The organism is Streptomyces malaysiensis subsp. samsunensis (assembly GCF_024519315.1).
Taxonomy (GTDB): domain Bacteria; phylum Actinomycetota; class Actinomycetes; order Streptomycetales; family Streptomycetaceae; genus Streptomyces; species Streptomyces malaysiensis.
The window spans coordinates 1-26,177 of record NZ_JANIIC010000102.1; the positions used below are offsets into that span (position 1 = coordinate 1).

25 protein-coding genes and 4 pseudogenes are annotated in these 26,177 nt (G+C 68.8%); 14 read left to right on the forward strand and 15 right to left on the reverse strand.

Annotated features, from left to right (window positions below; translation table 11 throughout):
* Positions 1–186: hypothetical protein (locus NQU54_RS45260; RefSeq protein ID WP_257636123.1), on the reverse strand; the 186-nt coding region annotated here is incomplete at its 3' end.
* A 775-nt stretch (positions 187–961) separates the two neighbouring features.
* On the opposite strand from NQU54_RS45260, the gene NQU54_RS45265 reads away from it, so the two are divergent.
* From NQU54_RS45265 to NQU54_RS50435, 4 genes are all read left to right on the forward strand, one after another.
* Positions 962–1,237, forward strand: a complete 276-nt coding sequence (locus NQU54_RS45265) for a hypothetical protein (RefSeq protein WP_257636124.1) — start codon at positions 962–964, stop codon at positions 1,235–1,237.
* A gap of 102 nt (positions 1,238–1,339) precedes the next feature.
* On the forward strand, positions 1,340–2,800 hold the full coding sequence (locus tag NQU54_RS45270) for a PepSY-associated TM helix domain-containing protein (RefSeq protein WP_306279750.1): 1,461 nt from the start codon (positions 1,340–1,342) through the stop codon (positions 2,798–2,800).
* Entirely contained in the window at positions 2,797–3,453 is a 657-nt protein-coding gene (locus NQU54_RS45275) for a DUF5134 domain-containing protein (RefSeq protein WP_257636126.1), read from the forward strand. The genes NQU54_RS45270 and NQU54_RS45275 overlap by 4 nt, the downstream gene beginning before the upstream one ends.
* Positions 3,454–3,626: 173 nt before the next feature.
* Positions 3,627–3,866 (forward strand): hypothetical protein, encoded by a 240-nt coding sequence (locus tag NQU54_RS50435; protein ID WP_372506410.1) that lies wholly within the window; start codon positions 3,627–3,629, stop codon positions 3,864–3,866.
* A 131-nt stretch (positions 3,867–3,997) separates the two neighbouring features.
* Here the strand turns inward: NQU54_RS50435 and NQU54_RS45285 are convergent, their stop codons facing one another.
* The 5 genes and pseudogenes from NQU54_RS45285 to NQU54_RS50440 all read right to left on the reverse strand — a co-directional run.
* The gene (locus tag NQU54_RS45285; RefSeq protein WP_257636127.1) at positions 3,998–4,993 is read right to left on the reverse strand and encodes an aldo/keto reductase; all 996 of its coding nucleotides are present in this window, start codon (positions 4,991–4,993) and stop codon (positions 3,998–4,000) included.
* Complete coding sequence (locus tag NQU54_RS45290) at positions 4,990–5,904, reverse strand: amidohydrolase family protein (RefSeq protein ID WP_257636128.1); 915 nt, start codon at positions 5,902–5,904, stop codon at positions 4,990–4,992. The genes NQU54_RS45285 and NQU54_RS45290 overlap by 4 nt, the downstream gene beginning before the upstream one ends.
* Positions 5,885–6,217 carry an L-rhamnose mutarotase gene (locus NQU54_RS45295; protein WP_257636129.1) on the reverse strand — a complete coding sequence of 111 codons (333 nt, stop codon included), beginning with the start codon at positions 6,215–6,217 and terminating at the stop codon, positions 5,885–5,887. The genes NQU54_RS45290 and NQU54_RS45295 overlap by 20 nt, the downstream gene beginning before the upstream one ends.
* 18 nt (positions 6,218–6,235) lie before the next feature.
* Positions 6,236–6,721, reverse strand: coding sequence for an enolase C-terminal domain-like protein (locus NQU54_RS45300; protein ID WP_308408545.1), 486 nt, complete (start codon positions 6,719–6,721; stop codon positions 6,236–6,238).
* Positions 6,722–6,767: 46 nt separating this feature from the next.
* Positions 6,768–6,950, reverse strand: a pseudogene (locus NQU54_RS50440) (mandelate racemase/muconate lactonizing enzyme family protein); the annotation flags it as partial.
* A gap of 17 nt (positions 6,951–6,967) precedes the next feature.
* Here NQU54_RS50440 and NQU54_RS45305 point away from each other — a divergent pair.
* Complete coding sequence (locus tag NQU54_RS45305) at positions 6,968–7,156, forward strand: hypothetical protein (protein ID WP_257636130.1); 189 nt, start codon at positions 6,968–6,970, stop codon at positions 7,154–7,156.
* 111 nt (positions 7,157–7,267) lie between these two features.
* Here NQU54_RS45305 and NQU54_RS45310 read toward each other — a convergent pair whose 3' ends face one another.
* The 4 genes from NQU54_RS45310 to NQU54_RS45325 form a co-directional block, all read right to left on the reverse strand.
* Positions 7,268–8,047: a carbohydrate ABC transporter permease gene (locus NQU54_RS45310; protein WP_257636131.1), complete on the reverse strand. Its 780-nt coding sequence runs from the start codon at positions 8,045–8,047 to the stop codon at positions 7,268–7,270.
* A gap of 134 nt (positions 8,048–8,181) precedes the next feature.
* Positions 8,182–9,108, reverse strand: a complete 927-nt coding sequence (locus NQU54_RS45315) for a carbohydrate ABC transporter permease (RefSeq protein WP_257636132.1) — start codon at positions 9,106–9,108, stop codon at positions 8,182–8,184.
* Positions 9,108–10,460, reverse strand: a complete 1,353-nt coding sequence (locus NQU54_RS45320) for an ABC transporter substrate-binding protein (RefSeq protein WP_257636133.1) — start codon at positions 10,458–10,460, stop codon at positions 9,108–9,110. Before NQU54_RS45320 ends, NQU54_RS45315 begins: the two co-directional genes overlap by 1 nt.
* The gene (locus tag NQU54_RS45325) at positions 10,447–11,736 is read right to left on the reverse strand and encodes an alpha-L-fucosidase (protein WP_257636134.1); all 1,290 of its coding nucleotides are present in this window, start codon (positions 11,734–11,736) and stop codon (positions 10,447–10,449) included. Before NQU54_RS45325 ends, NQU54_RS45320 begins: the two co-directional genes overlap by 14 nt.
* A gap of 71 nt (positions 11,737–11,807) precedes the next feature.
* Between NQU54_RS45325 and NQU54_RS45330 the strand changes: the two genes are divergently transcribed.
* Entirely contained in the window at positions 11,808–12,269 is a 462-nt protein-coding gene (locus NQU54_RS45330; protein ID WP_257636135.1) for an FCD domain-containing protein, read from the forward strand.
* Between the two features lie 166 nt (positions 12,270–12,435).
* On the opposite strand, the pseudogene NQU54_RS45335 reads toward NQU54_RS45330, so the two are convergent.
* Positions 12,436–12,624 (reverse strand): annotated as a pseudogene (locus tag NQU54_RS45335) (IS256 family transposase); the annotation flags it as partial.
* A 91-nt stretch (positions 12,625–12,715) separates the two neighbouring features.
* Positions 12,716–13,411, reverse strand: coding sequence for a GntR family transcriptional regulator (locus tag NQU54_RS45340; protein WP_257636137.1), 696 nt, complete (start codon positions 13,409–13,411; stop codon positions 12,716–12,718).
* A gap of 334 nt (positions 13,412–13,745) precedes the next feature.
* On the opposite strand from NQU54_RS45340, the gene NQU54_RS45345 reads away from it, so the two are divergent.
* From NQU54_RS45345 to NQU54_RS45380, 8 genes are all read left to right on the forward strand, one after another.
* Positions 13,746–14,702, forward strand: a complete 957-nt coding sequence (locus NQU54_RS45345) for a 2-dehydropantoate 2-reductase (protein WP_257636138.1) — start codon at positions 13,746–13,748, stop codon at positions 14,700–14,702.
* The gene (locus NQU54_RS45350) at positions 14,699–15,787 is read left to right on the forward strand and encodes a mandelate racemase/muconate lactonizing enzyme family protein (protein ID WP_257636139.1); all 1,089 of its coding nucleotides are present in this window, start codon (positions 14,699–14,701) and stop codon (positions 15,785–15,787) included. The genes NQU54_RS45345 and NQU54_RS45350 overlap by 4 nt, the downstream gene beginning before the upstream one ends.
* Before the next feature lie 40 nt (positions 15,788–15,827).
* The gene (locus tag NQU54_RS45355) at positions 15,828–17,186 is read left to right on the forward strand and encodes an MFS transporter (RefSeq protein ID WP_257636140.1); all 1,359 of its coding nucleotides are present in this window, start codon (positions 15,828–15,830) and stop codon (positions 17,184–17,186) included.
* Positions 17,187–17,258: 72 nt separating this feature from the next.
* Positions 17,259–18,104 carry a fumarylacetoacetate hydrolase family protein gene (locus tag NQU54_RS45360; RefSeq protein ID WP_257636141.1) on the forward strand — a complete coding sequence of 282 codons (846 nt, stop codon included), beginning with the start codon at positions 17,259–17,261 and terminating at the stop codon, positions 18,102–18,104.
* Positions 18,101–18,892 carry an SDR family NAD(P)-dependent oxidoreductase gene (locus NQU54_RS45365; RefSeq protein WP_257636142.1) on the forward strand — a complete coding sequence of 264 codons (792 nt, stop codon included), beginning with the start codon at positions 18,101–18,103 and terminating at the stop codon, positions 18,890–18,892. The genes NQU54_RS45360 and NQU54_RS45365 overlap by 4 nt, the downstream gene beginning before the upstream one ends.
* A gap of 55 nt (positions 18,893–18,947) precedes the next feature.
* The gene (locus tag NQU54_RS45370) at positions 18,948–19,724 is read left to right on the forward strand and encodes a (Fe-S)-binding protein (RefSeq protein ID WP_257636143.1); all 777 of its coding nucleotides are present in this window, start codon (positions 18,948–18,950) and stop codon (positions 19,722–19,724) included.
* A 5-nt stretch (positions 19,725–19,729) separates the two neighbouring features.
* Positions 19,730–21,208: a lactate utilization protein B gene (locus tag NQU54_RS45375; RefSeq protein WP_257636147.1), complete on the forward strand. Its 1,479-nt coding sequence runs from the start codon at positions 19,730–19,732 to the stop codon at positions 21,206–21,208.
* Positions 21,205–21,864 (forward strand): LutC/YkgG family protein, encoded by a 660-nt coding sequence (locus tag NQU54_RS45380; RefSeq protein ID WP_257636144.1) that lies wholly within the window; start codon positions 21,205–21,207, stop codon positions 21,862–21,864. The genes NQU54_RS45375 and NQU54_RS45380 overlap by 4 nt, the downstream gene beginning before the upstream one ends.
* 217 nt (positions 21,865–22,081) lie before the next feature.
* On the opposite strand, the pseudogene NQU54_RS45385 reads toward NQU54_RS45380, so the two are convergent.
* From NQU54_RS45385 to NQU54_RS45395, 3 genes and pseudogenes are all read right to left on the reverse strand, one after another.
* A pseudogene (locus NQU54_RS45385) lies at positions 22,082–23,293 on the reverse strand (low temperature requirement protein A).
* 150 nt (positions 23,294–23,443) lie between these two features.
* Positions 23,444–23,698 (reverse strand): annotated as a pseudogene (locus NQU54_RS45390) (IS701 family transposase); the annotation flags it as partial.
* 106 nt (positions 23,699–23,804) lie between these two features.
* Positions 23,805–25,583, reverse strand: a complete 1,779-nt coding sequence (locus tag NQU54_RS45395; protein WP_257636145.1) for a reverse transcriptase/maturase family protein — start codon at positions 25,581–25,583, stop codon at positions 23,805–23,807.
* Positions 25,584–26,177 lie beyond the last annotated feature (594 nt).

The following is a 26,177-nucleotide window of genomic DNA, read 5'->3' on the forward strand; positions in this document are numbered from 1 at the left end:
CCCCCCGGACCTTATCAGGATGTCGAACCAGCTCGGTGTCAGGTCTGTGTGGTCCGCGATCTCGTTCGTGAGGCCGTTGCGTGTGGCGTGGCAGCCCTTGATGACCAGACCCCACCACGTGACGGTTTCGTCGTCACCGTCCCCTCGTTCGCCGACCTCACGGGCCCGCCCGTCTCCGACCTGCACTGCCGGACCAACTGGTGAAGATTGGCGCACTCGTGCGTCTCGACGTGAGGCCATAGGTCGGGGGCTGGCCTGACTCCTTCGGGCTGCCACACCCGCTCGTCCCCTTCCGGCCGCAGCGGCGGCTGGATGCTGGTCCGACTTGCTCCTTGAACCGGCGGTGTCACCTTGCTGCGTGAGTGCAGGTCTGACGGTGTGTCGGGGCGTGGTGGGGCCGGTTTCGGGGGCCCCTATGGCTTTGGTCAAGGGTGATCGGGGTTGGTGGTTGGTAGAAGGAGCCGTCGCGGAGCATCGCGAAGAGCACGTCGGCATGGCGTGTGACGCCCTGGATGCCGTGCTCGTGCATCACGCGGACGACACGTTCGCGGTTCGGCTTGGATCCGCAGGACACCATAGGTATGGCGGGAGGCGGCGTGGATGACGGTGATCTCGTGGGCCAGGGGCCTCGTCGACAGCGTGCCGGGCCGCTCGCCTCTTCGCCGAGGCGAGCCAGGGATAGAAGGAGGACCGGGCCACCTCCAGCAGACGGCACAGGGAAGGGACGCCAGGAGTGCTCTTCTCCGCCTCGGTGAACGCGTACGTCTCGTTCACTGATCGCTCTCGTCCGCGAAGAAGACCGCGGCTTCTCCAACACCTCACTCGTCTGCGCCTGCTCGACGTTGTGCCCGCGCAGATGCCTCAGCTCCTCGCGTTTCGCCATGGTGAGCTCGCCCGGTCGGCCCTCGCCCGAACGGGCGCTCTCGCAAGGCTGGCGCTCACTGCGGCAAGGTGATTGGCCGTGCTGCTGCGACTGGTGCACCTAGCCGAGTCCCTGCCCTGCGACCGGCATGAGGCGTTTCTGTTCACGCAGATGTACGGACTGCGGTACGCGAAGGCCGCGGAAGTGGCCCGGTGTCCATTCGCCACCGTCCGCTTCCAGGTCTCCTGGGCCCGGTCGAGCCTGGCCGAGATGATGGCGGACGATCCCGACACCCTGCCGGTTCGAGGCGATCGTGGCCTGACGGCCCGTCGCGTGGACACGGACCTCGGGGAAAGTGGCCTGGCTCACCTTTAAGGTCGGGAACTTCCTCCGGTTCCGCCCCGACTACTGGTCCGCGACCGCCGTACAGGTCGACGACAGCACCGGAGGAGAGAGTCCGAGATATCCGAAAGCCGGATGCAGCTGGGCGCGAATTCCACGCCGGCGACGCAGGCCGTGAGCCGGGAAGCGGACGTGGACGTACCACCGTCGCCGCAGTCGACGGGCGAGCCGCTTTCCGGTCCTGTCCCCGCCGCCGCGCCGGGCCTGTGGAGCAGCCTGCGGCCCTTGCTACTGCGCCTGCACTTCTACGCCGGCATCCTCATCGGTCCGTTCATTTTCGTCGCCACTGTGACAGGACTCGCCTACACCGTCACGCCGCAGGTCGAGTCACTCCTGTACAAGCACGAACTCGAGGTGACACCGCGCGGAACGGCCGAACCGCTGGCCGATCAGGTGGCCGCGGCGAAACGGGCGGTACCCGACGGCACCTTGCTGTCGGTCACCCAAGGAGCCGAGCCCACCGACTCCATCCGCGTCACCTTCGGCAAGGACGGCCTGCCCGAGGGCTACACGCTCACCGCGTTCGTCGACCCGTATGACAACAAGGTGCTCGGGGAGCTGAAAACGTTCAGCCAGTGGCTTCCGGCGCGGGCCTGGCTCGACGACCTGCATCGCAACCTGCATCTGGGTGACTTCGGCCGCAACTACAGCGAGATCGCCGCGAGCTGGTTGTGGGTGGAGGTGCTCGGGGGACTCGCGCTGTGGGCCGGTACCCCGTCCAATCGTCAGCGGCTGCGCCGCCTGCTGCTGCCGCGCGGCGGCGCCAAGGGCCGTAAACGCACCCGCTCCTGGCACGGCGCGGTCGGTCTGTGGGCCTCTGTCGGTCTGCTCGCCCTGTCCGCCACCGGCCTGACCTGGTCCGCCCACGCCGGCGCCAGCATCGGGAAAATCCAGGACGCTCTGGGCGGCAGTACCCCTGCGGTCTCCACCGCCCTGCCCCCCACCGGGGGCCCGGACGGAGGCACGGGAGGCGAGACGAAGGACGTCGGCATCGACGCGGTCGTCGCCTCGGGCCGCGACGCCGGCCTGGTCGGCGTGCTCGTCATCACCGCGCCCGCCCACGCGGACTCCGCGTACGTCGTGGCGGAGAACACGCGGAGTTGGCCCGAGCAGCAGGACTCCGTTGCGGTCGACCCGGCCACCGGTAAGGTGACGCAGAAGCTCGACTTCGACGACTACCCGCTGCTTGCGAAACTGACCTCCTGGGGCATCGACGCGCACATGGGGCTGCTGTTCGGCCTCACCAACCAGATCGTTCTGGCGCTGCTCGCCATCGGCGTGATTGCAATGACCCTGTGGGGTTACCGCATGTGGTGGCTGCGTCGGCCTACCCGCGTGGAAGGCTTCACCGTCGGACGTGCCCCCGCGCCCGGGGCCTGGCGCAGGGTGCCCGGCCGGGTGCTCGCGCCGATCGTGCTGCTGGCCGCGGTCATCGGCTACTACGTGCCGTTCTTCGGTCTGCCACTGCTTCTGTTCGTCCTGGTGGACGTGGCCGTGGGAGCGGTCCGGCGACGCCGGGCGGGGGTGGCCGCGTGATCGCCGCGACCGGACTGCGATGGATCCTGACCGTGCTGTTCGCCGCACCCGTCGTCTACGGGGTGTGGCGGGCCGTCCTGCTCGGGACGGAGGTCGCCGACCGGCTGGACCACGCGCTCCATGCGGCGATGGGCGTGCTGATGGCGGCGATGGCCTGGCCGTGGGGCATGCACCTGCCGGCCCAGCCCCAGGTCGTGCTGTTCTGGGCGGGAGCGCTGTGGTTCCTCGCCGCAGCACCCTTTCGCGCCGGCGACCGTTCCCGATTCGGGGCGGTGCTCGCCGCGTGGCCGCGCGTTCTGATGATGGGAGCCATGGCCTGGATGGTCGCGGCGATGAACTCCTCCGGCACGATGGCGGGCCACTCTGGCGGAGGCATGCACGGCATGCACATGGCCGATGCCTCGGGGCTCGCCGCCATGACCCTGGCCGGTACGGGACCGAGACTGGTGGCGGGAGTGCTCGCCGCCGTCCTGGCCGGCATCGGCCTGGCCTGGCTGGCCCGTGCGCTCGACCGGGCGCGAGCCCTGGACCCGGCCGCCCGGCCGGTCCGGGCAGCCGCGGCGCCGGGCGGAGGCGTCGTCGACGCCCTGGCGATCGGCTGCCATGCGGCGATGGCACTGGGGATGGCGGTGATGTTCGTCCTGCTCGTGTAGGAGTACTCGTGCAGGACGGAGCATGTCATTGCCGGAGGGCGGCGGCACCGGGACTTTCGGGGCCGCCGCCCTCCGCTGTGGCCGGGTCAGGACGGGTGGCGTGCGTCAGGGCATGACCACGCCGTCCGGCTTCCCGCTCTTCGCGTCGGCGACGAGGGAGGAGAAACTGGTCGGTGCTAATCCGCACTCGCTGGCGGTGGACCGGTTACCCGACCGCGCTCTCTGAGCCGCCGCGGCACGTGGCGCGTGAGGACGGCGGCGAGGTGGACGGCACCCGACAGGACCGCTGGACAGCCACGGGCAACGCGGGCAGCCCCGCGGACGTCGGCGCCACCGACGCACGGCTGTACCTTCCCGCTCAGGGCACCCCGGAGACGGCCGCGTTCTTCCGGATCACAAGGTCCGAACGGTGAGCGGCGCGCGGTCGCGGTGGACGGCTGGCTCCATGCGGTCGCGCACGGCCTGGCCAAGGCGTGCTTCCAACCTGTTGTCGTCCATGGTGGGTGGTGTTCCTATCCTCAGAGAGGGGTTGTGCACGCCGTGCTCATGGCGACGGCGGCCGGCTGAACGCGCCCTCGGGCAGCGGTGCCGCGGGCCGTATTCGCGACCACAGCGCGTCAGGGATGGGCTCGTCGACCCGCCGCGCAGCGAGGCGCACCTGGTCGGGGGAGGCCATGCCGGCGACCACCGACGCCACCTCCGGCCGCCGCAGCGGGAAGCCGAGCGCGGCGTGGGCCAACTCGATGCCCGCGGCCCGGCAGAGCGCGGCGAGCTCGCGGGCGCGGCGCAGTACCGGCTCGGTCACCGGCGCGTAGTCGAAGGTGTCGTCCTCGCCCGGCTCGGTCCGCGCGAGAATGCCGGAGTTGAACGGCGCCGCCGCGAGCACCGACACGCCGCGCTCGGCGCAGCGGTGCAGCAGCGGCTCGCCGGAACGGTCGAGCAAGGTCCAGCGTCCGGCGAGCATCACGGCGTCCACGTCGCAGCGGTCCACGATCTCCGCGAGCGGCTGCCAGTAGTTCATGCCGACGCCGACCGCCGAGACCAGGCCCTCGTCGCGCATGCGCAGCAGCTCCGGCACCGTCTCGGCGATCACCTGCGGGACGTGCAGCTCGGGGTCGTGTACGAGGACGATGTCGACGTGGTCGACGCCCAGCCGGGTCAGGCTGTCCTCGATACTGCGTCTGACCCCGGCAGCGGAGTAATCCAGCCGCCGCCGCAGCGTGTCCGGCACGGCGAACCCCGAGTCGAGATCCGTGCCACGCGGATCGTCGTTGGGGACGAGGAGTCGCCCGACCTTCGTCGAGATCACGTACTCGGCGCGGGGCCTGGTCGCCAGCGCCTGGCCGAGCCGCTGCTCGGCCAGGCCGAGCCCGTAGTGCGGCGCCGTGTCGAAGTACCGGACGCCGGCCTGCCAGGCCGCGTCGACGGTCGCCTGTGCCTGCTCGTCGTCGACGGCGGCGTACAGGTTGCCGATCGGCGCGCTGCCGAAGCCGAGCTCGGTCACGTGGACGCCGGTCCGTCCGATCCGCCGGCGGTTCACGCGGCGGCCCCGCTGCGGGCGGCGAGCCCGTACCAGCGGTTCGCGGTGCCCCCGTACACGGCGGCCCGGTCCGCGTCGTCGAGCGTCTCCAGCAGTTCCGCCATGATCGACAACGTGTGCCCGTAGTCGGCGGCCAGGGTGCACACCGGCCAGTCCGAGCCGAACATCAGCCGCCGAGCACCGAAGCCCTCCAGCAGCGGCCGGGCGTACGGGAGCAGGTGCTCGGCGTCGCGCTGCCCATCGCCGGCCTCGGTGAGCAGGCCGGAGAACTTCACCGCGACGTTCGGCAGGGCCGCCAGCTCGGCGATGTGCGTCGCCCACGGCTCGATCGCGCCCGCCGCGACGGGTGGCTTGCCCGCGTGGTCGAGGACGAAGGACGTGCCGGCGTGGCGCCGTACCGCCTCGATCGCGGAGGGGAGCTGTGCGGCGGTGACGATCAGGTCGAAGACCAGCCCGCGGTCGCCCAGGACGTCCAGCCCGGCGGCGACGTCCGGGCGCAGCAGCCAGTCTCCCTCTGCCGCGCCGGCCGGTTCGCGCTGAACCTGGTGCCGCAGACCGGCCAGGCCGGTGCCGCCCTCCGCCGCGCGCAGCCGGTCCAGGACGTCGGCGAGGTCGGGGACGGTGAGGTCGGCCCAGCCGACGACACCGGCGACCCGGGCGTCGCGCGCGTGCAGCCGCAGCAGCTCCACGGTCTCGTCCGCCGAGTTCACCGTCTCGACGACTACGGTCGCGTCGATGCCGTGCGCGTCGAGCTGCGGTGCCAGGTCGGTCATGGTGAAGTCGCGGCGCAGTACGGGCAGGTCCCGCGTCCATGGCTGGTCCCGGACCGACAGGTCCCACACGTGGTGGTGGGCGTCGATACGTGGCGGCCCCGCCGCGCTTTCGGCGGCTTCAGCGCGGTCCGTCGTCATGGAACACCTCCTCCATCGGCGCCCACCACTCGCCGTCGGCCGCCGACGTGACCGGCTCCTGGCAGGGATCGGTCAGCTGCCACCACTGCTGCGTCCGCTCGTCCTCGGCGAGTCGCGCCAGATCGGTGTGCAGATCGTCCCCGGTGTACTCGTAGTAGCTGTACAACAGGCCGTCCCGGAGGAAGATCGAGTAATTGCCGATGTGGGCGCGGTCCAGCGCGGCCAGCACCTCCGGCCACACGGTCGTGTGCAGCTTCCGGTACTCCTGTTCCTTCTCCGGCCGCAGCCGGATGACGGTCGCCACCCGTTTCATCAAGGCTCCTTAAGTCGTTCAGACGACCCGGTGGTCGTCCAGGGCGTCGGGGTTCCAGTCAATTCCGATGCCGGGTACGTCGGGGGCGGCCAGGCAGCCGCCCTCGATGGTGAGTGTGCTGTGCTTGATCGCCTGGAGTTGCGGGATGCGTTCGACGAAGATCCCGTCCGGCACGGGCGCGGCAAGGCTGACGTGCAGTTTCATGAGGAAGTGTGGGCTCACCGCGACGTTGCAAGCCTCGGCGACGTGTGTGACCTTCAGCCAGGGGGTGATCCCGCCGACGTGGGCGACATCGACCTGGACGATCCTGGCCGCGCCCGCGGCCAGGTAGGCGCCGAACCGCTGGAGGACGGAGTACAGCGACTCGCCGACCGCCACCGGCCCGCCGATCGAGGCGGACATCCGGCGGTGCCCGGCCAGGTCGTCGGCTGGCAGAGGTTCCTCGAACCAGGCGATGTCGAGTGGCTCGTACGAGCGCGGCGGATCGCCTCGGCGGCCGGGAATGCCTGGTCGCGTCGACCGTCACCTCCAGCTCCGGGCCCATGGCCACGCGGACGGCCGCGAACTGCTCGGCGTCCTCGGCCGGCGACGGCCTGCCCACCTTGATCTGCACGCCGCGCAGTCCGGCCGCGGCTGACCGCTGCGCACCTGCCACGATTTCTTCGATCGGCAGGTGCAGTCGGCCGCCCTCGGCGTCGTAGACGGGCAGCCGCTCGTGGGCGCCGCCTGCCACCCGCCAGGCGGGCCGTCGTGTCGCGCATCCGGGACCTGGTCCCGGCGCTGCTGGGGCGGGACGCCCGGCCCGTCGAGGCGCTGTGGGCGCACATGCTCGACCAGACTCGGGCGACGACCGTCGGGGCGATCACCTCGCTGGGGTTCGCCGCCGTCGACACCGTGTTGTGGGACCTGCGCGGGCGCCGTACCGGCGAGTCGCCGTAGGGCTGTATCGCATCGGCGTGTACGGCCGCCGACTCGGGATCCACCTGTTGGACGTCGATGCGTTCGATTCGGGTCATGTCGTGTGTTTCCTGGATCGGGGCACGGTACGGCTCACTTGAGGGCGCCCAGCGTGATGCCGCTCGTGACGTAGCGCTGGAAGATGAGGAAGAGGATGACGATAGGAAACGTCGCGAGGGTGAGGCCGGCGAAGAAGGCTCCCTGATCGCTGACGAACTGTCCCTGGAAGGACAGCAGCCCGACCGACAGCGTGCGGTTCTGCGGGCGGGTCAACAGGACCACGCCGAACTGCACCTCGCTCCAGACGAAGATGAGACCGAGCATCGATACCGAGATGAAGCCGCCCTTGCTGATCGGCAGGACGACGCGCAGCAGCGCGGCCAACTCCCCGCACCCGTCGATCTTGGCCGCCTCGAGCAGTTCGCGCGGCACGGCGGCGAACACCGACCGCATGATCAGGGCGATGGTCGGCGTCATGAACGCCGCGTACACCAGCGAGATGCCGAGCACGCTGTTGAGGAGGTGGTACCTGCCGAGGAGTTCGAACGTCGGGATCAGCGCGACGACCAGCGGGATGCTCAGCGCGAGCACCATGATGCGGCTGACCACGTCCGACAGTGCGCGGGCCGCGCGGGCCAGGCCGTAGCCGGCGAGGCTGCCGCAGGTCACACCGATACCGAGGCTGCACAGCGTGACCAGCAGGCTGTTGACGATGTACGTCGGCAGAGGGGCCCCGCCGACTGTGCCGCGCCAGGCGGTGTAGTAGTTCGACAGCATCCAGCGACCGCTGAGGCCCAGCGGATGGGCGTAGATGTCGGCCGTCGGATGTAGTGACAGCAACAGCATCGACAGGAACGGGACGATGGTGATCAACGTCCAGACGAGCAGCAGCAGGTACCCGAGGTACCACAGCGGGCCGCGGCGCCGGAGCCGTCCGTGCCGGCGTGCGCCTGCCGCCATGCCGGCTGTCCGGGTCTCCGCGCGCCGGGCCGGTGTCGTCGGGGCCGTCATCGCGCGTCCAGCCGCTGCTGGCGAAACAGTTGCAGGACCAGGAAGCCGATGACGCTGACGATCAGCGTCGTCACGACGGCGGTGGCCGAGCCGTAGCCGTAGTCCTGGTCGACGAACGACTCTTTGTAGACCAGCACCGGCAGGATGCTCGTGGCGTTGCCGGGCCCGCCCCGGGTCATCGCGTAGATGATGCCGAAGGCGTTGAAGGAGAACACCGACATCAGGGTCGTGACCGTACCGAGCATCGGTACGATGTTCGGCAGTGTGATCCGGAGAAGCCGTCCGGCCTCGGACACACCATCGAGCGTGGCCGCCTCGTGGACCTCGGGGGAAATGGTGTCCATCGCGCCCAGCAGGATCAGCATCGCGTACCCGGTCTGCGTCCACACCGCGACGAAGATCGTCACGACGAGCGCGGTCGTCGGCGAGGCGAGCCAGGCGTGTCCATCGCCGAGTCCGAGTGAACCGAGCACTGTGTTCACCACGCCGGTGGAGGGCTGGAACGAGTTGGACCAGAAGACGCCCGCGACGCTGACCGGGACGATCACCGGCAGGAACCAGATGGTCTTGAAGACGCGGGCGCCGGGGACCTTCCGGTTGATCGCGTTGGCGAGCAAGGTCGCGATCACCACGGTGAAGACCACGGTGCCGGCGAAGAACACCAGGCTTGTCACGATCGACTGCCGGACCAGCGAGTCGTTGATGAGCCGCCGGTAGTTGGCCAGCCCGCGATAGGTGACAGCTCCGATGCCGTCCCATGAGCCGAGGCTGATGTGCACCGACTCCGCGACCGGGTAGGCGATGAGCAGGGCCATCAGCACCAGCGCCGGTGCGAGGATCAGTATCGGGAACTTCTGTGTATTCCGGCGCGGACTGCGGGCGGTGGCGCGGGCCGCAACCGGAGGGATCTCCTGGGCGGTCATCAGTCCGTCGCCCCGGAGACCTTGCCGGACTGTAGCTTTTCCAGCTGGGTCTGGAACTGCTGGGCTGCCTGCTGCGGGGTCAGCTTGCCGGAGACGAGCTTCTGCAGCACCGGCACCGCGAACGCCTGCCCGAGCGTGGACGGCACGGTTGAGTCCCAGATGTTGACCAGTCCGACGGACTTGGACAGCTCGAACTGCTGCTGCACCAGGTCGCCCAGGTTCGACAGGCTCGACGGCTGGATCGAGGTGAACACCGGCAGGGAGCCGCTGGCGGCGACCACGCTGACCTGGTACTTGTCGGTCATGAAGAACTTGAGGAACTTTTTGGCCAGTCCCGGGTTGCCTGCCTTGGCCGGGATGACGAAGGTGTCGCCGTTGAAGGCGTCGAACGGCGTCGTGCGGCTCTTCGTGAGCGGCGGAAGCAGGAACCAGCCCATGTCGAACGACGGCTTGGCCGCCTTCAGGTCCGCGTGGCTGTAGTTGCCGCCCTGCAGCATCGCGAGCTTGCCGCTGGTGAACAGCGCCTGGGCTTGCGTGGTGTCCATGCCGAGCATCCCCTTCTGGAAGATACCCTTCTTCTGCCAGTCCTGGATGGTCCGCAGGACCTTTGCGAAGCCCGGATCGGTGTACCTGACGTGCGTCGGCGACCCCGGCTTGAAGTTCGTGAGCATGGCCTGGTAGTCGCTCTTCGACACCGCGGTGGGCAACAGCGCGTCGAGTGTGTGTCCCAGGTCGTACGGGCTCGATCCACCGACGCCCAGGCCCTCGTACCCTGCGGCCTTCACCTTGGCCACCATGGACTCGAACTCGGTCACGGAGGCAACCTGGTGATCGGCCGGGTCGGGGATGCCGGCCTTGGCGAACGCCGCCTTGTTGTAGTAGATCGGGGCGATCAGCAGTTCCTCGTAGAGGACGCCGTAGTGGTGCCCGTTGGTCGTGTAGTAGTCGGTCTGGCTCTTGGCGTACTTGTGTGCCAGACCCGCGGCATTCCACACATCGTCGATCTGGGTGAGCTGTTTTCTCTTCAGCAGCGCCGACCAGACGCCGGTACTGCGCTGGAGGTAGCCGATGTCCGGGGTGGCGGTCGAGCTGAGCAGGGCCACGTTTGGGCCGCGGGAGCTGTTGGAGTCGACGCTCTCGAAGGTGACCTTGGTGCCGGGGTTGGCCTTCTCGAAGTCCTTGCCGACCTGTTGCATCCGATCGGCCATCGGCCCGGCGGGGATCTGGACGCGTAGCGACTTGCCGTCGCCGGAGGAAGCGCCCGGACCGGTGCCGCACGCCGAGAGGATGCTCGCGGCCGCGAGCAGGACGGCGGCGCGTCTGGCCGCCGTGGAAGCGCTAGAGGCCCGCATGTGACTCGTCTTTCCGGGAGTTGGACAGTTCGATGGCAATGACGTCGATGAGGGCGCCGGTCGGTGGCGGCACGGAGATGAAGAGCTCGCCGAGGGGCTCGTCCTCGGCGCCGTTGGCCTTGTGCACTTCCTCATTGATGGAGTACTCCAGAGGCTGCTCGGTGCCGAGCATGCGCACCCCGGCCACCGAGCCGATGGGCACGTTGCGCACGACGAGGAGATCCTGCGGCTGCAGCAGCAAGTGCAGGTAGATGGTGTCGCCGTGCTGGGTGGCGGGGCCGTGGAAGTCGAGGCGTTCGGGCGCCGGCCCGGCGCCGAAGAGGCTCTCGCCGTGGCTGGCGAGCCAGGCGCCGAGCCGCTTGAGTATGGCCACCTCGGTCGGCACGAGCGACCCGTCGCCGCGCGGCCCGATATTGAGCAGGAGGTTGCCGCCGCGCGAGACGACCTCGCTGAGGTAGCCGGCGAGCAGGCGCGGGCTCTTGTAGTCCAGGTCGTCGGGCCGGTACGCCCAGCTGTCGCTCATGGTGAGGCACAGCTCCCACGGTCCGCCCGGCGGACGGCGCGGCATACCCTGCTCGGGAGTGGCGTAGTCGCCCTGGCCCGGCAGCCGGTCGTTGATGATCACTTCCGGCTGTAGCGACTTGATCAGCTCGCGCAGCTCGGCGGCATGCCACTGCTCCGCGGTGCGTTCCCACTCCCCGTCGAACCAGAGCAGGTCGATCGTCCCGTATCGGGTGAGCAGCTCGGTGAGCTGTCCCTTGACGTAGTCGATGTAGCGCGCCCACCGCTCCGGCGACGGCCGACGGTACCGGTCGTGCGGGTAGGGGCGGTCTGCGTCGGTGAACGCCGGGTAGTCCGGATGGTTCCAGTCCAGCAGCGAGTAGTAGACGCCGACCCGCAGACCCTCGGCGCGCAGCGCGTCGAAGAACTCGCGGGTGATGTCGCGTCCGTACGGTGACGCCGCGATGGAGAAGTCCGAATGTTCGGTGTGGTACATCGAGTAGCCGGCGTGGTGCCGGACGGTGAAGACGACATAACGCGCACCGGCGGCGCGGGCGAGGCGGGCGACCGCCCGCGGATCCCAGTATTGCGGATCGAAAGTCGCGGCGGTCGACTGGTACTGCGCGACCGTGATGTCGGCTTCAGGCTTGGTACGGCCCGGAAGGATCGAATGGCCGACCAGCGGCCAGCCGATCTCCACGCCTTGCTGGCTGGCATGGTCCCAGTGGACGAAGAGTCCGAAGGCTGCTTCACCGAACCAGTTGGGAATGGTCACGAGGGTCATCCTCCGCATTGAGAGGACCTTGATCGCGGATCAGATCCTATAGGATTTGAAAGAGGATGCAGGTGTTCCGATCGTGCGTCAACCCAGACGGCGCGAAGATTTCACAACGAGCGAAGCCGGTCGCGGCCGCGAAGAACGGCTCGGACTCCCGTGGATCGGTCAAGATCAGGGTGCGTGAGTCGGTCTTCCAGGCGCTGATGAGCCTGCTCATGGATCGCGACCTGGTCCGGTACGAAGCTGTCGATCGCCGGGCTCGTGGCTTCGTGGAGTTCGACGCCGCCTTCCATCATGCGATCGCCGAAGCGAGCCGCAGCCCGCCCATGGCCGACACACTGCGCCGGTTCCGCGCGCACACCCACAGCTACCGCCGCTACTTCCGGCACAGCATCGCCGGTGAGGCCGTCGCCGAGCACCAGGCGGTGCTCGACGCCATCCGCGCCAAGGACCCGGAGGCCGCGGCGCACGCCATGCACCACCACCTGGGGGCGTCGAGGTCGCGCCTGAGGAGCACTGGCGACTCCTGACAGGACGCCCGAGCTCGCGGGGCAGCGTCCCGGGCGAGCGCACAATGCGGCGTCCTCCGGTTGCCCGCCCGGCGCGGCCAAGCGGGACGACCAGCCCCGCGGCGGCCACGAGTGCCACGACCACGCCCGGCCCGGGCGATCGTGCACCAGTGACCGCCATCTCTTAGCCGAGGTGTTCGCTCAGTTCGGCATCCAGGGCCCGTTCCGGCGCCGCACGGGTGACCTCACTCAAAGGCGCGCCCTCGCCCAGCAGGGTGGCTCCTGGTGCGTCGGCGCGGTTCATCAGCCGCTCGACGACCTCGTCCACCAGCTTGTCCCCGACCGGTATGGCGGTCGGGGCGTCGTTGTCCGTCATGTTCTGTCCATCCATGCTGGTCAAGGCCCGAGGCCGAGGCTTGACCAGCCTGTCGCATCACGGACTTACACGATCTTTCAGGCGCGTTCGCTCAGCGGGACGCGGTCCGGCTACGCGTAGGGCGAGACGCCGGGGGTCGCGGGCGGTGGCGCACCCGGCTGGAGCGCAGATGCGTGGCCATCGCCTCGGCTGCCTTCTCCGGGTTGCGCTGCACGAGAGCGTGCAGGATGTGCTCGTGCTCGGCGACGGTGGCGTCGACAGAGCCGGGCGCGCTGTTCAGCCGCAGCATGTGCAGGTGGGCGTGGAGGCGGTTCACCGCGTCGGCGAGCAGCGGCCGCCCCGCGGCCTGGGCCAGCACATCGTGGAACTCCTGGTCGAGCGCGGCGAATCGGCGATAGCCAGAGTACTTCTCGCCCAGCTCGGGCTGGCGGCGCATCTCCTCCACGATGGACCGCAGTTGGTGCAGTTCGTCATCGTTCGCGTTCTCCGTGGCCAGTGAAGCGGCCCGGGGTTCGAGCAACAGCCGCATCTCGAACAGGTCGAGCAGGGCGTTGGGGTCGAGCAGGTCGGTGGCGCGATAGCCGGCGTTGGGCCGCTTGACCACGAGCCGATCCGACTCGAGCCGGGCGAGCGCCTCTCGCACCGGGGTCGCCGACACATCGAGCTGACGAGCCAGTCCCTCGATGCTCACGCGGGCGCCAGGCGCGATCTCGTGGTCCATGACCATCGCCTTGACGCTTTCGTACACGCGATCGGTCAGCGCATCCTGCCCAGTCCCATCAGTCATGGCATGAATCATAGAGAATCCCTGCTCATGAGGGGTCCGCACGCCGTTTGTCGTTTGAGCATGCTCTGTCCGCCGGCGCCTCGGCGCTTCCGGTCACGGCCTGGGGCCTCCGCGTGATGTACCTTGCGGGCTGCCGTCAACCCTTGGCTGGCCACGGCGCTCGCCCCCCTCGGCCGGGATCAGTGCCTCAGCCGACCGGGGCGAGGTGAGCTCGGCGCAGGCGACTGAGGCTCCGTTCCGAACTGGCCAGCGCGAAAGCTATTGCCATGCGGTCTTTCCTATAGCATTCTGTTGCTCATTAAAATTTCCTATAGGAAAATGAGGTGCGGTAGGAATGCTGAGCACCCCGGGGCGCGACCCCGTCGCGGTGGTCGGTCCAGGCGCCGTCGGCCTTGCGCTCGCGGCCCGGCTGGCCGGGCAGGGGCACCCGGTGACGCTGTGCGGACGGCCCGGCACGGCGCCGGTGTCCGCGGTGACGTCGAGTGATGAGCACGGGATGCGGACCGTCGACGTGGAGTGGCGCAGCGAACCAGCCCGCGTGCACCTCTTCCGCTGGGTGGTGGTGGCGACCAAGCTGCATCAGGGGGACGCGGCACGCGCCTGGCTCGAGCGGCTGGTCGACAGCGACACCCTGGTCGTCGTCGCGCAGAACGGCATCGAGCACCGGGAGCTGGTGGCGCCCCACGTCCCACGCCACCAGGTAGTGCCGGCTCTGGTCCACTTCAACGCCGAACGGCACGACAGGGACCGGGTGGAAATCCGGCAGGACGGTCCAGGCCTGGTCATCGGCGACGACGGGCCGGGGCGCCGCGCCCGCCCACTCCTCGACCGGACCGGGCTGGGCGTGCGCATCGTCACCGACTTCACCACCGCGGCCTGGCGCAAGCTCATGGTCAACGCCGTCGCCAACCCCCTCACGGCTCTCACCTGCCGCCGCGTCGAGGTCTTCGCCGACCCGTCCGTTCGGAATCTGGCGGTCACGATGCTTGCCGAAGTGGCCGCGGTGGGCCGGGCCGAGGGCGCCCGGTTGCCGGCCGAAGCCGTCGAGGACGTCCTCGCGTGGATCGACGCCCGCCCGGCCGGGGCCGGTTCGTCGATGCTCGCCGACCGCCTCGCCGGACGCCGCCTCGAGTACGACGGACTGCTCGGAGCCGTCGTCCGCCGGGCCCGCACGCACGCGCTCGCCGCGCCGGTGTGCACGGCGGTGCTGGCGCTCGTCGCCGCTCTCGACACCGCGCCGTCCACGAGAGCAGCGGCACACGACACCTTCAAGAATCAGGAGCAGCAGTGACACGAGTGATCAAGGCGGAGGCATATCTGGTCGACATCGAGGTGGAGACGGTGCGTACGGACGCCACGCAGGCGTTCCTCAAGCAGGAGACCCTCTTCGTCGAGGTGACGACGGACGACGGGCTGACCGGCACCGGCTACTCCTACACGATCGGCACCGGCGGCCGGGCCGTCCTCGCGATGCTGCGGGACCACCTGCTGCCCTCGCTCATCGGTCACGACTCCCGTGAGATCGAGAGCGCCTGGCGGACGATGTACAACAGCACCCGGGCCACGATGGTCGGCACGATCACCGCTCTGGGCCTGGCCGCCGTGGACCTGGCGCTGTGGGATCTGCGCTGCCTGCGGGCCGGTGAGCCGCTGTGGCGTGTCGCCGGCGGATACCGGTCGGCCGTGCCGGTGTACGACACCGAGCACGGCTGGCTCCAGCTCGACGAGGGCGAGTTGGTCGCGGGCGCCCTCAATGCGCGTGACCAGGGCTTCTCCGGAGTCAAGGTGAAGATCGGCAAGCCGACCCCCAGAGAGGACGCGGCGCGTATCCGGGCCGTCCGCGAAGCTGTCGGCCCCGACATGGACATCATGGTGGACGCCAACCAAGCCTTCACCCCAGCCGAGGCGGTGCGCCGCGCCGCCCTCCTCGAACCGTACGACGTCGGCTGGTTCGAGGAGCCGTTGCCCGCCGACGACGTGGCCGGGCACGAACGACTGACCGCCTCGACGACCGTCCCCGTGGCGGTCGGGGAGTCCATGTACTCCTTGGGCCACTTCCGCGAGTACCTGCAGCGCGGCGCCGTCGGCATCGTGCAGCCCGACGTGTCCCGGATCGGCGGCATCACTCCCTGGCTCAAGGTCGCCCATCTCGCCGAGGCGTTCGGGGCCGAGGTCTGCCCGCACTTCCTGATGGAGATCCACGTCAGCCTCACCGCCGCCGTGCCCAACGCCCGCTACGTCGAGTACATCCCTCAACTCCGCGCCGTGACCACCCGTCAGCTGCACGTCGCCGACGGCCTCGCGCACGCGCCCCAGGAGCCGGGACTCGGCATCGCCTGGAACCGCGACGCCATCGACGACCGACGCGTCGCCTGAGCCACCGCCCGCTGCTCCTTTCCGCAACAGGAGGACGACGATGTCCACCCTCACATCGGCGAAGCCCACCCATACCGCCACCGCGCACCGCCGCAGAGTCCTGCTGGCCTCCCTCGTCGGCTCCGCGCTCGAGTGGTACGACTTCTACCTCTACGGCACGGCCGCGGCCCTCGTCTTCAACAAGATCATTTTCCCGTCGTTCGACCCCACGGCCTCACTGTTCGCCTCCTTCGGCACACTTGCCATCGGCTACTTCATCCGGCCGCTCGGCGGTGTCCTCTTCGGGCGCCTCGGCGACCTGTTCGGCCGCAAACGCGTCCTGGTCATCACCCTGCTGGTGATGGGCGCCTCCACCGTCGGCATGGCACTCGTCCCGACGTACGAGCAAGTGGGCGTCCTCGCTCCCGTCCTGCTGGTCATCCTGCGCGCCGTCCAGGGGCTCGGGGCCGGAGCCGAATACGGTGGGGCAGCCATCCTGGCGGCCGAGTTCTCCCAGCCGCGACGACGCGGACTCTTCGGCGCGGCGCCCAGCGTCGGTGTCTACATCGGCATCCTCCTCGCCGCCGGCGCCTTCGCGCTGGTGACCCAGCTGCCGGAAGACCAGTTCCTGGCCTGGGGCTGGCGCATCCCGTTCGCGGCCAGCGTGCTGGTCATCGCCGTGGCCCTGATCATCCGCCTGCGGCTGACCGAGAGCCCGGCGTTCGAAGCCGCCCAGGAACGCTCGAAGACCGCCGAGGTCTCACCCGTACGCGAGGTCGTGCGCACCGAATGGAAGGCCGGCCTGGTCGTCTTCGGCCTGCAGACCGCGCAGAACGTCGTCGCCTACCTGAACCTGACGTTCCTGGCCGCCTACCTCACCGACACCCTGAAACTCTCCAGCTCGACGGGCCCCATAGCCATCACCGTCGGCACCGCCGTGACAGCCGTCGCCCTCCCCTTGTTCGCCCATCTCACCGACCGCGTCGGCCGCAAACCGGTGGCCCTGGCCGGCATCATCTTCTCCGCCGCCTTCGTCTTCCCGTACTTCTGGGTCATCGACCACGCGCACACCTCGCTCGCCGTCACCCTGGCCGTCGTGGTGAGCATGGGCATCGGCGTGGGCTGCATGTTCGCCCCGCAAGCCGCCTACTATAGCGAGCTGTTCACCGCACGGTCCCGCTTCACCGGCCTCGCCCTGTACCGGGAGGTCGCCGGCGCCGTCACCGGCGGACTGACCCCACTCATCGCCGTCGCCCTCGTCGCCGCGACGGGAGGCCGCTCCTGGGGCGTCGCGTTGTTCGTCATCGCCGCCTGCGTCATCGGCGGCCTCGCGGTGGGCCTCGGCCCCGAGACCCGCGGCCGCGACCTCGCCGCCACCACCGTCGACGCCCTCCGGGACTCGACCGGAACCTACCGCTGACCCCGTACCACCGAACGCACCACCAAACGCCTAAACCCAACCTGGCCACAGGCGAATTGAGGAAGAACCACCATGCGCATCGCCCGACTGGGCCCATCAGGACAGGAAATACCGGTCGTCATCGACGGCGACCGCGTCCTCGACCTGCGGGACGTCACCACGGACGTGACACCCGAATTCCTCGAACACCAACTGTCCGCACTCGATCCGAGCACCCTTCCCGAACTCCGGGACACCGCGGGGCTGCGCCACGGCCCGCCCATCACCCGGCCCACCGCGGTCGTCTGCGTCGGCATGAACTACGCCAGGCACGCGGCCGAGTCCGGCGCCGAACCACCCACCGAGCCCGTCGTGTTCTTCAAGCACCCCAACACGGTGGTGGGCCCGGACGACCCGGTCACGATCCCCCGGGGAAGCACCATGACGGACTGGGAGGTCGAACTCGGCGTCGTCATCGGCCGGCAGACCAGCTACCTCGACTCGCCCGCCGACGCCGCCGCCCGCATCGCCGGTTACGTCCTCGCCAACGACGTCTCCGAGCGCGAGCTGCAGCTGCACCGCTCCGGAGGACAGTGGTCCAAGGGCAAGTCCGCGCCCACGTTCACGCCCGTGGGCCCGTGGCTGGTCACCGCCGACGAACTCGATCCGGCGGCGGTACGTCTGCGCAGCCGCGTTAACGGCGAGCCCCGCCAGGACTCCAGCACTGCCGACCTCATCTTCTCCGTGCCCGACATCATGTACCGGCTCAGCCAGTTCATGACCCTCGAACCGGGCGACCTCATCCTCACCGGCACCCCGGAGGGCGTCGCCCTCTCAGGACGTTTCCCCTACTTGAGCGCCGGCGACGTCGTCGAACTCGACGGCGACGAACTCGGCAGGCAGCGTCAGACGATGGTCGAGGCGAAGGACGGACGATGACCCACACCACCGACAAACACCGCGCCACACGGCCCGAATACGAGGGCCTCGTCGCCGTGGTCACCGGCGGCGCCTCCGGCATCGGTCTGGCCACCGCCCGCGAACTGCACGCGCGGGGCGCCGAAGTCGCCGTACTCGACCTGGCCGAGACCGACGAGCCGTTCCTGCACGTCCACTGCGACGTCACCGACGACGAGGCCGTCCGTACGGGCGTCGACACGGTGACGAACGAGCTCGGTGACATCCACGTACTCGTCAACAACGCCGGAATCGGCGCCCAGGGCACCGTCGAGGACAACGCCCCCGACGAGTGGCACCGCGTGCTCGACGTCAACGTCATCGGCATCGCCCGCGTCACGGCTGCGGCCCTGCCCGCGCTGCGCAAGGCCGCAGCCGGGGGCGACGGGCACGCCGCGATCGTCAACATGTGCTCGATCGCGGCGACCGTCGGGCTGCCCCAGCGGGCCCTGTACTCGGCGAGCAAGGGCGCCGTCCTGGCCCTGACCCGTGCGATGGCAGCCGACCATCTACGCGAGGGCATTCGGGTGTCCTGCGTCAACCCCGGCACGGCGGATACGCCCTGGGTAGCACGTCTCCTTTCAGCCGCGGACGACCCCGACGCCGAGCGCACCGCCCTGGCGGCCCGCCAGCCGAGCGGACGACTGGTGAGCGCCGAGGAAGTCGCCCACGCCGTCGCCTACTTGGCCAGCCCCTGCTCCGGTGCCACCACCGGCACGGACCTCGCGGTCGACGGCGGGATGCAAGGACTGAGGCTGCGCACACAGTGACCAGGCCGCCTTGTCACAAGCCCCAAAGCCGTCCGCACGATCGAAAGGACGGGCCATGACGCGTGTCGCGCTCTTCCTGACCTGTGTCAACGACACGCTCTACCCGGACACCGGCCGTGCCGTGGTGAAACTCCTCACCAGACTGGGCGTGGACATCGACTTCCCGACCACCCAGACCTGTTGCGGGCAGCCCCACTACAACACCGGCTACCGGCACGAGGCCGAACCACTGGCCCGGCACTACTCCGGTGTCTTCGGCCCCGGGATCGCCTCGGGCGAGTACGACGCGATCATCACGCCGTCCGGTTCGTGCGCGGCGATGGTGCGCGAGCTGTACCCGCGCATGGGCGAACGCGCCCGCGGGGAGGGCCGCGGCGACCGCCTCGCGGCGACCCTGGCACCGGTGATCCCGAAGACGTACGAACTCACCGAGTTCCTCGTCGACGTGCTCGGCGTCACCGATGTCGGCGCCTACTACCCGCACACGGTCACCTACCACCCGACCTGCCACGGCCTGCGCTCGCTGGGCCTGGGCGACCGCCCCACCCGGCTCCTCGGTGCCGTCAAGGGACTTGAACTGGTCGAGCTGCCCGGAGCGCAGGAATGCTGCGGGTTCGGCGGCACCTTCGCCGTGAAGAACTCCGATGTCTCATCCGCGATGGGCACCGACAAGGTGCGCAACGCGGCCTCGACGGGCGCCGAGGTGCTGTGCGCGGCTGACAACTCGTGCCTGATGCACATCGGCGGCACGATGGCCCGGCTGCGGATGGGCATGCGGCCGGTGCACATCGCACAGATCCTGGCGAGCACGGAAGAGGAACCCCTGTCATGAGCGGGATGAGCGGCACGTTCGTCGGGATGCCAGCCTTTCCCAAGGCCGCGCACGACGCCGTACGAAACCAGACGCTGCGCGCCAACCTGCGGCACGCCACCCACACCATCCGCGACAAGCGCGCCCGCGCGGTCGCCGAACTCGACGACTGGGCCGGTCTTCGCGAAGCAGGACGTCAGATCAAGGATCACGCACTCCGTCATCTCGACCGCTACCTCATCCAACTCGAAGAAGCCGTGCAAGCCGCGGGTGGCACCGTGCACTGGGCCGCGGACGCCGACGAGGCCAACCGGATCGTCACCCGCCTGGTCCGCGAGACCGGCGAGAGCGAGGTCGTCAAGGTCAAATCGATGGCCACCCAGGAGATCGGCCTCAACGAACACCTGGAGGCGAGAGGCATCCACGCCTACGAGACCGACCTCGCTGAACTCATTGTGCAACTCGGAGGGGACCGCCCCTCCCACATCCTGGTGCCCGCCATCCACCGCAACCGCGGCGAGATCCGCGACATCTTCGTCAAGGAGATGGCCCGTTGGGGCCGCCCGGCCCCCGACGGGCTGCCCGACACCCCGGCCGAACTCGCCGAGGCCGCCCGCCTCCACCTGCGCGAAAAGTTCCTGCGCGCCAAGGTCGGCATCTCCGGAGCCAACTTCATGGTCGCCGAGACCGGCACCCTCGTCGTCGTCGAATCCGAAGGCAACGGCCGCATGTGCCTGACCCTTCCCGAGACCCTCATCTCCGTCGTCGGCATCGAGAAAATCGTCCCCACCTGGCGAGACCTGGAAGTCTTCCTCCAAACCCTGCCCCGCTCCTCGACGGCCGAGCGCATGAACCCCTACACCTCGATGTGGACCGGCACGACCGATACCGACGGGCCGCATACCTTCCACCTGGTGCTGCTTGACAACGGCCGCACCGACACCCTCGCCGACGAGGTCGGCCGCCAGGCCCTGCGCTGCATCCGCTGCTCCGCCTGCCTCAACGTCTGCCCGGTCTACGAACGCACCGGCGGCCACGCCTACGGCTCCGTCTACCCTGGCCCCATCGGCGCCATCCTCAGCCCTCAACTCCGCGGCACCACAAGTGAGATCGACGCCTCCGTGCCCTACGCCTCCTCCCTGTGCGGCGCCTGCTACGAAGTCTGCCCGGTCGCCATCGACATCCCCGAAGTCCTCGTCCACCTGCGTGAGCGCGTCGCGGAGGGCGGCCCGGCGACCCGACGCGGCACCAAGGTGCGGCTCAAGCCCGCGAAGGGGCACGCCGCCGAGCGGGCCGCGATGCGCGCCTCCCGCTGGTTGTTCACCCACCCGGCAGCCCTCGCCACCGGCCAGCGCCTGGCCGCCCGCACCCGCCGCTTCCACCCCCGCACCATCCCGGGCCCGGGCAAAGCATGGACGGCAACACGAGACCTGCCCACGGTGCCGGCCGAACCGTTCCGCGACTGGTGGCAACGGACGAACGGTGGAAAGGACGCAGACAAGTGAGGAGCAGGGACGTGATCTTGGGCCGGGTGCGGCGCGCGCTCGGCGGCCCGACCGGGGAACCGGCCACGTACGAGACGGACATCGACCGCGGCTACCTGCGCGAGCACGGCGCACGCACGACCGAGGAGACGGTCGAGCTGCTCGCGGAGAACCTCGCGGACTATCGGGCGATCGTCCACCGGTGCACCGACGAGAAGCTGTCGGAGGTCGTCATGCGGCTGCTCGCCGAGCGCGGCGCGCAGACCGTCCTCGTACCTCCTGAGTTGCCCGCGTACTGGATCAAGGCTGTGGACGCGACCCGGATCTATGACCACGCCGCGAACACCCCGGCCGAACTCGACGGGGTCGACAGCGTCGTGACGGCCTGTGCCGTGGCGATCGCCGAGACGGGAACCATCGTCCTCGACGGCTCGCCCGACCAGGGCCGCCGCCGCGTCACCCTCGTCCCCGACCACCACGTCTGCGTCGTCCGCGTCCCCGACCAGGTCGTGTCCTCCGTCCCCCAGGCCCTCGAACGGGTCGACCCGACGCGACCACTCACCTGGATCTCCGGTCCGTCCGCCACCAGCGACATCGAGTTGGACCGCGTCGAGGGGGTGCACGGACCGCGCACCCTGGAAGTGGTGCTGTGCGAGGAAGACGGTTGGCTCCAGTGACCTGAGTCGGACGTTTGTCGTTAGTTCGGTATGAGTCGTCCGGGGCCGATGATTCCGCCGTTGTGACTGACTGATGCCCAGCGGGCGGTGTTGGAGGCAGCCCCGCGATCTGGATGCGGCCGCAGGGCCAGGGGCGAGCTTCAGGCGCAGTCCGAAGGGTGAAGTGCTACGGGCAACGGCTCGGCTCGCTACGGCACGCCTCGGCCGCGTTCTCACCTCATTCCCGTTCCCGCGCTCGCCCGGCCCGGTGGGGCGCCGTGACCACGACGACCAGGGCTGTCAACAGGAGCCCGGTGACGAGGGCCGGTGCCGGAGAATACGTGGCCGTCAGGACTGCGACGGCGGCAACAGGAAACGAAAGCTGCACGAATCCGCTCCGTTGGTGTGGCCTGACGTGTGTGGACCACACGATGATCAGGAAGATCGCCACAGGGATGGTGACTGCGGCACCGGCTGCCGGTGGATAGCGATCGGGGTGCCGCGTGGCCAGCTTGGCGTACGCCGCCAGGCCGGCTCCCTCGGCGGTCGCCGAGGCGAAGATCAGGTAGTGGCCGTAGGCCCAGGTGAATCTCCTGCGGTGACTCTGGTGCGTCGTGGCGGGCAGGGTGTGTGCCGGTCGGGCGAAGTACAGCCACCACATGGCGAAGACCATGAGCAGGCCGCCTGCCGCCAGCGTGCCCAGTGTCCCGGCGTTGTGGCGCCGGTCGAAGGCGTCGCGAACTGCCATGGTGGCTGCTGCGATTGACTCTCCGAGCACGATGAGAGTGAACAGTTCGTAGCGCTCGCCAATGTGGTGCGGATGCCACGGCGTCATCCCGGCGGACTGCGCCCATGCCGGGACCAAGACCTCGGCAATGATCATCACGATAATGCCCGGCAGCTGCGCCTGGGCCGGAATGAAGAGCAGCGCGACCTAGTCGGCCTGACGGCCCGTCACTCCGGCGGCGAAGCGGAGAGCTGTCCACCGCCGACCGGTGTCCGAGCGCGCGGCCCGTAGCCACAGGGCGGCCAGTGCCGTCCGCAGCACGACCTATCCCAGTGTGATGATGCGTAGATCGCGTTGCTGGAACGCCCGGGGAACGCCGGCGGCGAGGATGAGGAACCCGGTGATTTGGATGAGCACGGTCAATCGGTAGCGGGCGTCGTCCGGGTCGTAGGCGGAAGCGAACCACGTGAAGTTCATCCACGCCCACCAGATGGTGAAGAAGACCAGCCCGTAGCTCAGGCAGCCGGTGGTGTAGTTCCCACTGGTCACCGCTGTGCTCAGGCTTCTGGACGCCTGAGCTACAGCGATGACGGAGCGCAGGTCGAAGAGAAGTTCCAGAGACGTGGCAGTCCTGTGCGGTTCGCTGGGGTTCCGGCCTTGGCATGGTGCCTGCTGGTCCCCGGCGCCATCGTCTGAACTAGTACTCCAGCAGCGTTTCGCTATCTGGCCTGGTCAGGGGCGTTGTCCGGAGTGTAGTCGGCTGGTGGTGTGTCTGGGGCGGTCTTGCCGGACCGCCCTCCAATGAGTGGAGTCGTCGTCGGTAGTGGCAGTGGCGGGCGACGACTTGGCGTCTGCGGCGCCAGCGTGACCAGTTCAGCATGTGCGCGCGAAGCGACCGGCCGGCTCGGTGTTTGTCGGCGAGGCGAGGCGCCAGGAGCCGCCGGACTTCTGCCACGGTGAGCGGAGCCAGGGGGCCGGAAGCGTTTCTGCATCCCCCTTTGCTCCCGCGTCGGCCGCCATGACCGCGAGGTAGGCATGGGCAAGCATTGCCAGGGTGATGTGCCGGTACCAGCCGATGTAACGGCGGACCTCGTACTGGTCCAGGCCGCACTCGTTCTTCGCGGCCTGGGTAGGGTCGGCCGCGCAGCGAGGTGCCAGGTGTGCTGGTCCTTTTTCGCGCGGCCTCCCTCCGAACCGGACGGGCCCGCTTTCCGGGCATCCGGCTCTCCGGTGACTACTGCGTGAGTGAGGTGGATTCCCGGTGGTGGATGTGGTCGTGGCAGTCGGCGCAGACCACAAGGGTCTTGCGGCGCCGCTTGGCCATGACTCGTCTCCACTGGGCGGGTTCGGCTCGGTCGAGTTCCTTCAGGTTACGGACGTGGTGGACTTCCACCTCGCCCGTGTGCTGGCAGAGCTCGCATTTACCCCGTTGGAGCCGGTCGATCAGTTCCCGACGGGGGTAGGTGAGCCGACCCGGGTGGCGGTCGGTGATGACCGCATTCTTCTGCCGTCGCAGCGGAATGCCGCCGAACCTGGCGACCAGTGGTGTGCTGCCTTTCCCACGTTCGACGATGGCTTCGAAGCACGTGCGCGGCCCGTGTGGGGTCTGGATTTTGGCCTTGTGCTTGACCGCGATCCTACGGACCGACGTGTGGTGCTTGGAGGCCAGCGTTTTGAGCATGGAGGTCAGCATGACCCACCGCAGTCGGTGTAGTCGTCGGACATCACCGGCGAGCAGGTAGTACTGGACGACGCCTCGGTACTCGGCTCCGTAGATCCGCACGATGTCGTGGTCGCTGAAGTTGATCACTTGGGAGCGGCGCGCGGGTTTACCGCGCTTGGAGTAGAGGGCGATCTTGGCCTTGATCACCGATGCCGGCACGTGCAAGCTGATCGCGCCGTTCACGGCGCGGTGGCCGCGTTTGGTGCGCTGCTTGTCGTCGTGCTGCACGCTGATCTCGTAGCCGAGGAAACGCGCCCTATTGGTGCGGGCGTGGGTGATCAGCGTCTTGTCCTGGGACAGTTCCAGCTTGAGGTCTTCGCGCAGGAACGTCGCCAGTCGCTGTTTGATTTCCTCGGCCTCGGCCTTGGGTCCGGTGAACCCGAGCAGGTGGTCATCGCAGTACCGCACATACCGTAGCCGCCGATATTCGGGGTCGTGGGTGTCCGAGCTCGGCAGTGTGCGCATCCGATCGCGAAGCCGCCGGGCTTCCTCACGGTTCCCGCGGCGACGGGCTCGTGCGAGTGCGTTGGCCACCTCCAGGTAGGCAGGGTTACGGGCCCTGCGTGCCCCTCGGGTGTATTCCGGGATCAGAACCGTCTCGACGAATTCATCCAGCCCGTGCAGATAGATGTTGGACAGGACGGGGGATGCGCAGCCGCCCTGCGGCGCGCCGCTGAGGGTGGCGTTGAATACCCAGTCCTCCAGATATCCGGCTTTGAGCATGTTGCGCAGCAGCCGCAGGGACCGGTTATCGCGGACCTTTCCCGACAGGATCTCGATCATCCGGTGATGATCCAAAGACCCGAAGCAGTCGGAGATGTCTCCCTCGATGAACCAGGTCGTCCCGGCCCAGGTGTTGGCCACCTCGCGCAGCGCGGTGTGGCACCCCCGGTTGGGCCGGAACCCGTGAGACCGGTCGGAAAACCTCGGCTCGTAGTACGCCTCTAACAACAGGCGCACCACCTCACCGACGAGCTTGTCCGACCACGTTGGCAGGCCGAGTGGGCGCAACTTCCCATTTTTCTTGGGAATGTAGGTCCGCCTGGCCGGGCTGAACCGGTAGCGCTCGTGGCGCATCGCATCGATGATGCGGTCGATCTTCGCCCGCGACATGCCGTCCACGGTCTCCCGCGTGGCCCCTGGCGTCATCGACCCTTTGTTGGAGTAGATGCGACCATAGGCCAGCAGATATATCTGCGGGTTGAACAGTTGTCGATACAGTTCGGTGCACGGCAGCCCTTTCCTGCCGCGTTCACGCAGGACACCCAGCACCGTCTCGGCACTCTGCATTTCGCATACCTTTCGGTCTGTCGATGTCCAATCACCTGGCCCCCTTCGCCCTGCCGACGGTTTTCCCGCCGTCCTTGGTGGGGCGTGACTCCCACGACTACTACGGGGCCTCCGTCGCCTTAGGACTCGCGTCCCTTAGGCGATCCCACGTTCGTCTCTGCCGTACGTAACAGCGCGATGTAGGTGTCCCACTCATCTCCTTCAATACCCTCGCTGGGCATCGTCCCATTCCCAGAGGGTGCGGCGGTTGTGCTTCATCGCCGCCGCAGGGCACGGGCACCGGTTCCAGACGCCGTTCCGGAGGATGCGAAGTTCCATCCCTGGAGATTGGAATTCAGGCAATACAGCTTTCACCATGTCGCGCGGGTTCCCCAACGCACCGCCCCTGGCGTCTGGGCCCGGTCGCTGGTTTCCTGGCATGCTCTTGTCCCTATAAGCCTTTCGGCATCAGGTAAGCCATCGAACCCAGGAACCTCCCTCCAATTCCTCCCGGCTGAACCGGGGATACGGCAGAGCGCCTCGTGGCGCACAAGCACTCCTCGATCTGCCAGCGCATCCCGGCGATCCGCACCAGGTCGGCCACCGCGGCCTCCT

Excerpts from the sequence above, each read along its gene's own strand:
- NQU54_RS45395 (WP_257636145.1), bottom strand. The coding sequence starts at position 25,583 with ATGCAGAGTGCCGAGACGGTGCTGGGTGTCCTGCGTGAACGCGGCAGG.
- NQU54_RS45355 (WP_257636140.1), top strand. The coding sequence starts at position 15,828 with ATGTCCACCCTCACATCGGCGAAGCCCACCCATACCGCCACCGCGCAC.
- NQU54_RS45375 (WP_257636147.1), top strand. The coding sequence starts at position 19,730 with ATGAGCGGCACGTTCGTCGGGATGCCAGCCTTTCCCAAGGCCGCGCAC.
- NQU54_RS45320 (WP_257636133.1), bottom strand. The coding sequence starts at position 10,460 with ATGCGGGCCTCTAGCGCTTCCACGGCGGCCAGACGCGCCGCCGTCCTG.
- NQU54_RS45345 (WP_257636138.1), top strand. The coding sequence starts at position 13,746 with ATGCTGAGCACCCCGGGGCGCGACCCCGTCGCGGTGGTCGGTCCAGGC.
- NQU54_RS45315 (WP_257636132.1), bottom strand. The coding sequence starts at position 9,108 with ATGACCGCCCAGGAGATCCCTCCGGTTGCGGCCCGCGCCACCGCCCGC.
- NQU54_RS45295 (WP_257636129.1), bottom strand. The coding sequence starts at position 6,217 with ATGAAACGGGTGGCGACCGTCATCCGGCTGCGGCCGGAGAAGGAACAG.
- NQU54_RS45370 (WP_257636143.1), top strand. The coding sequence starts at position 18,948 with ATGACGCGTGTCGCGCTCTTCCTGACCTGTGTCAACGACACGCTCTAC.
- NQU54_RS45270 (WP_306279750.1), top strand. The coding sequence starts at position 1,340 with ATGCAGCTGGGCGCGAATTCCACGCCGGCGACGCAGGCCGTGAGCCGG.
- NQU54_RS45290 (WP_257636128.1), bottom strand. The coding sequence starts at position 5,904 with ATGACGACGGACCGCGCTGAAGCCGCCGAAAGCGCGGCGGGGCCGCCA.
- NQU54_RS45360 (WP_257636141.1), top strand. The coding sequence starts at position 17,259 with ATGCGCATCGCCCGACTGGGCCCATCAGGACAGGAAATACCGGTCGTC.
- NQU54_RS45340 (WP_257636137.1), bottom strand. The coding sequence starts at position 13,411 with ATGACTGATGGGACTGGGCAGGATGCGCTGACCGATCGCGTGTACGAA.
- NQU54_RS45365 (WP_257636142.1), top strand. The coding sequence starts at position 18,101 with ATGACCCACACCACCGACAAACACCGCGCCACACGGCCCGAATACGAG.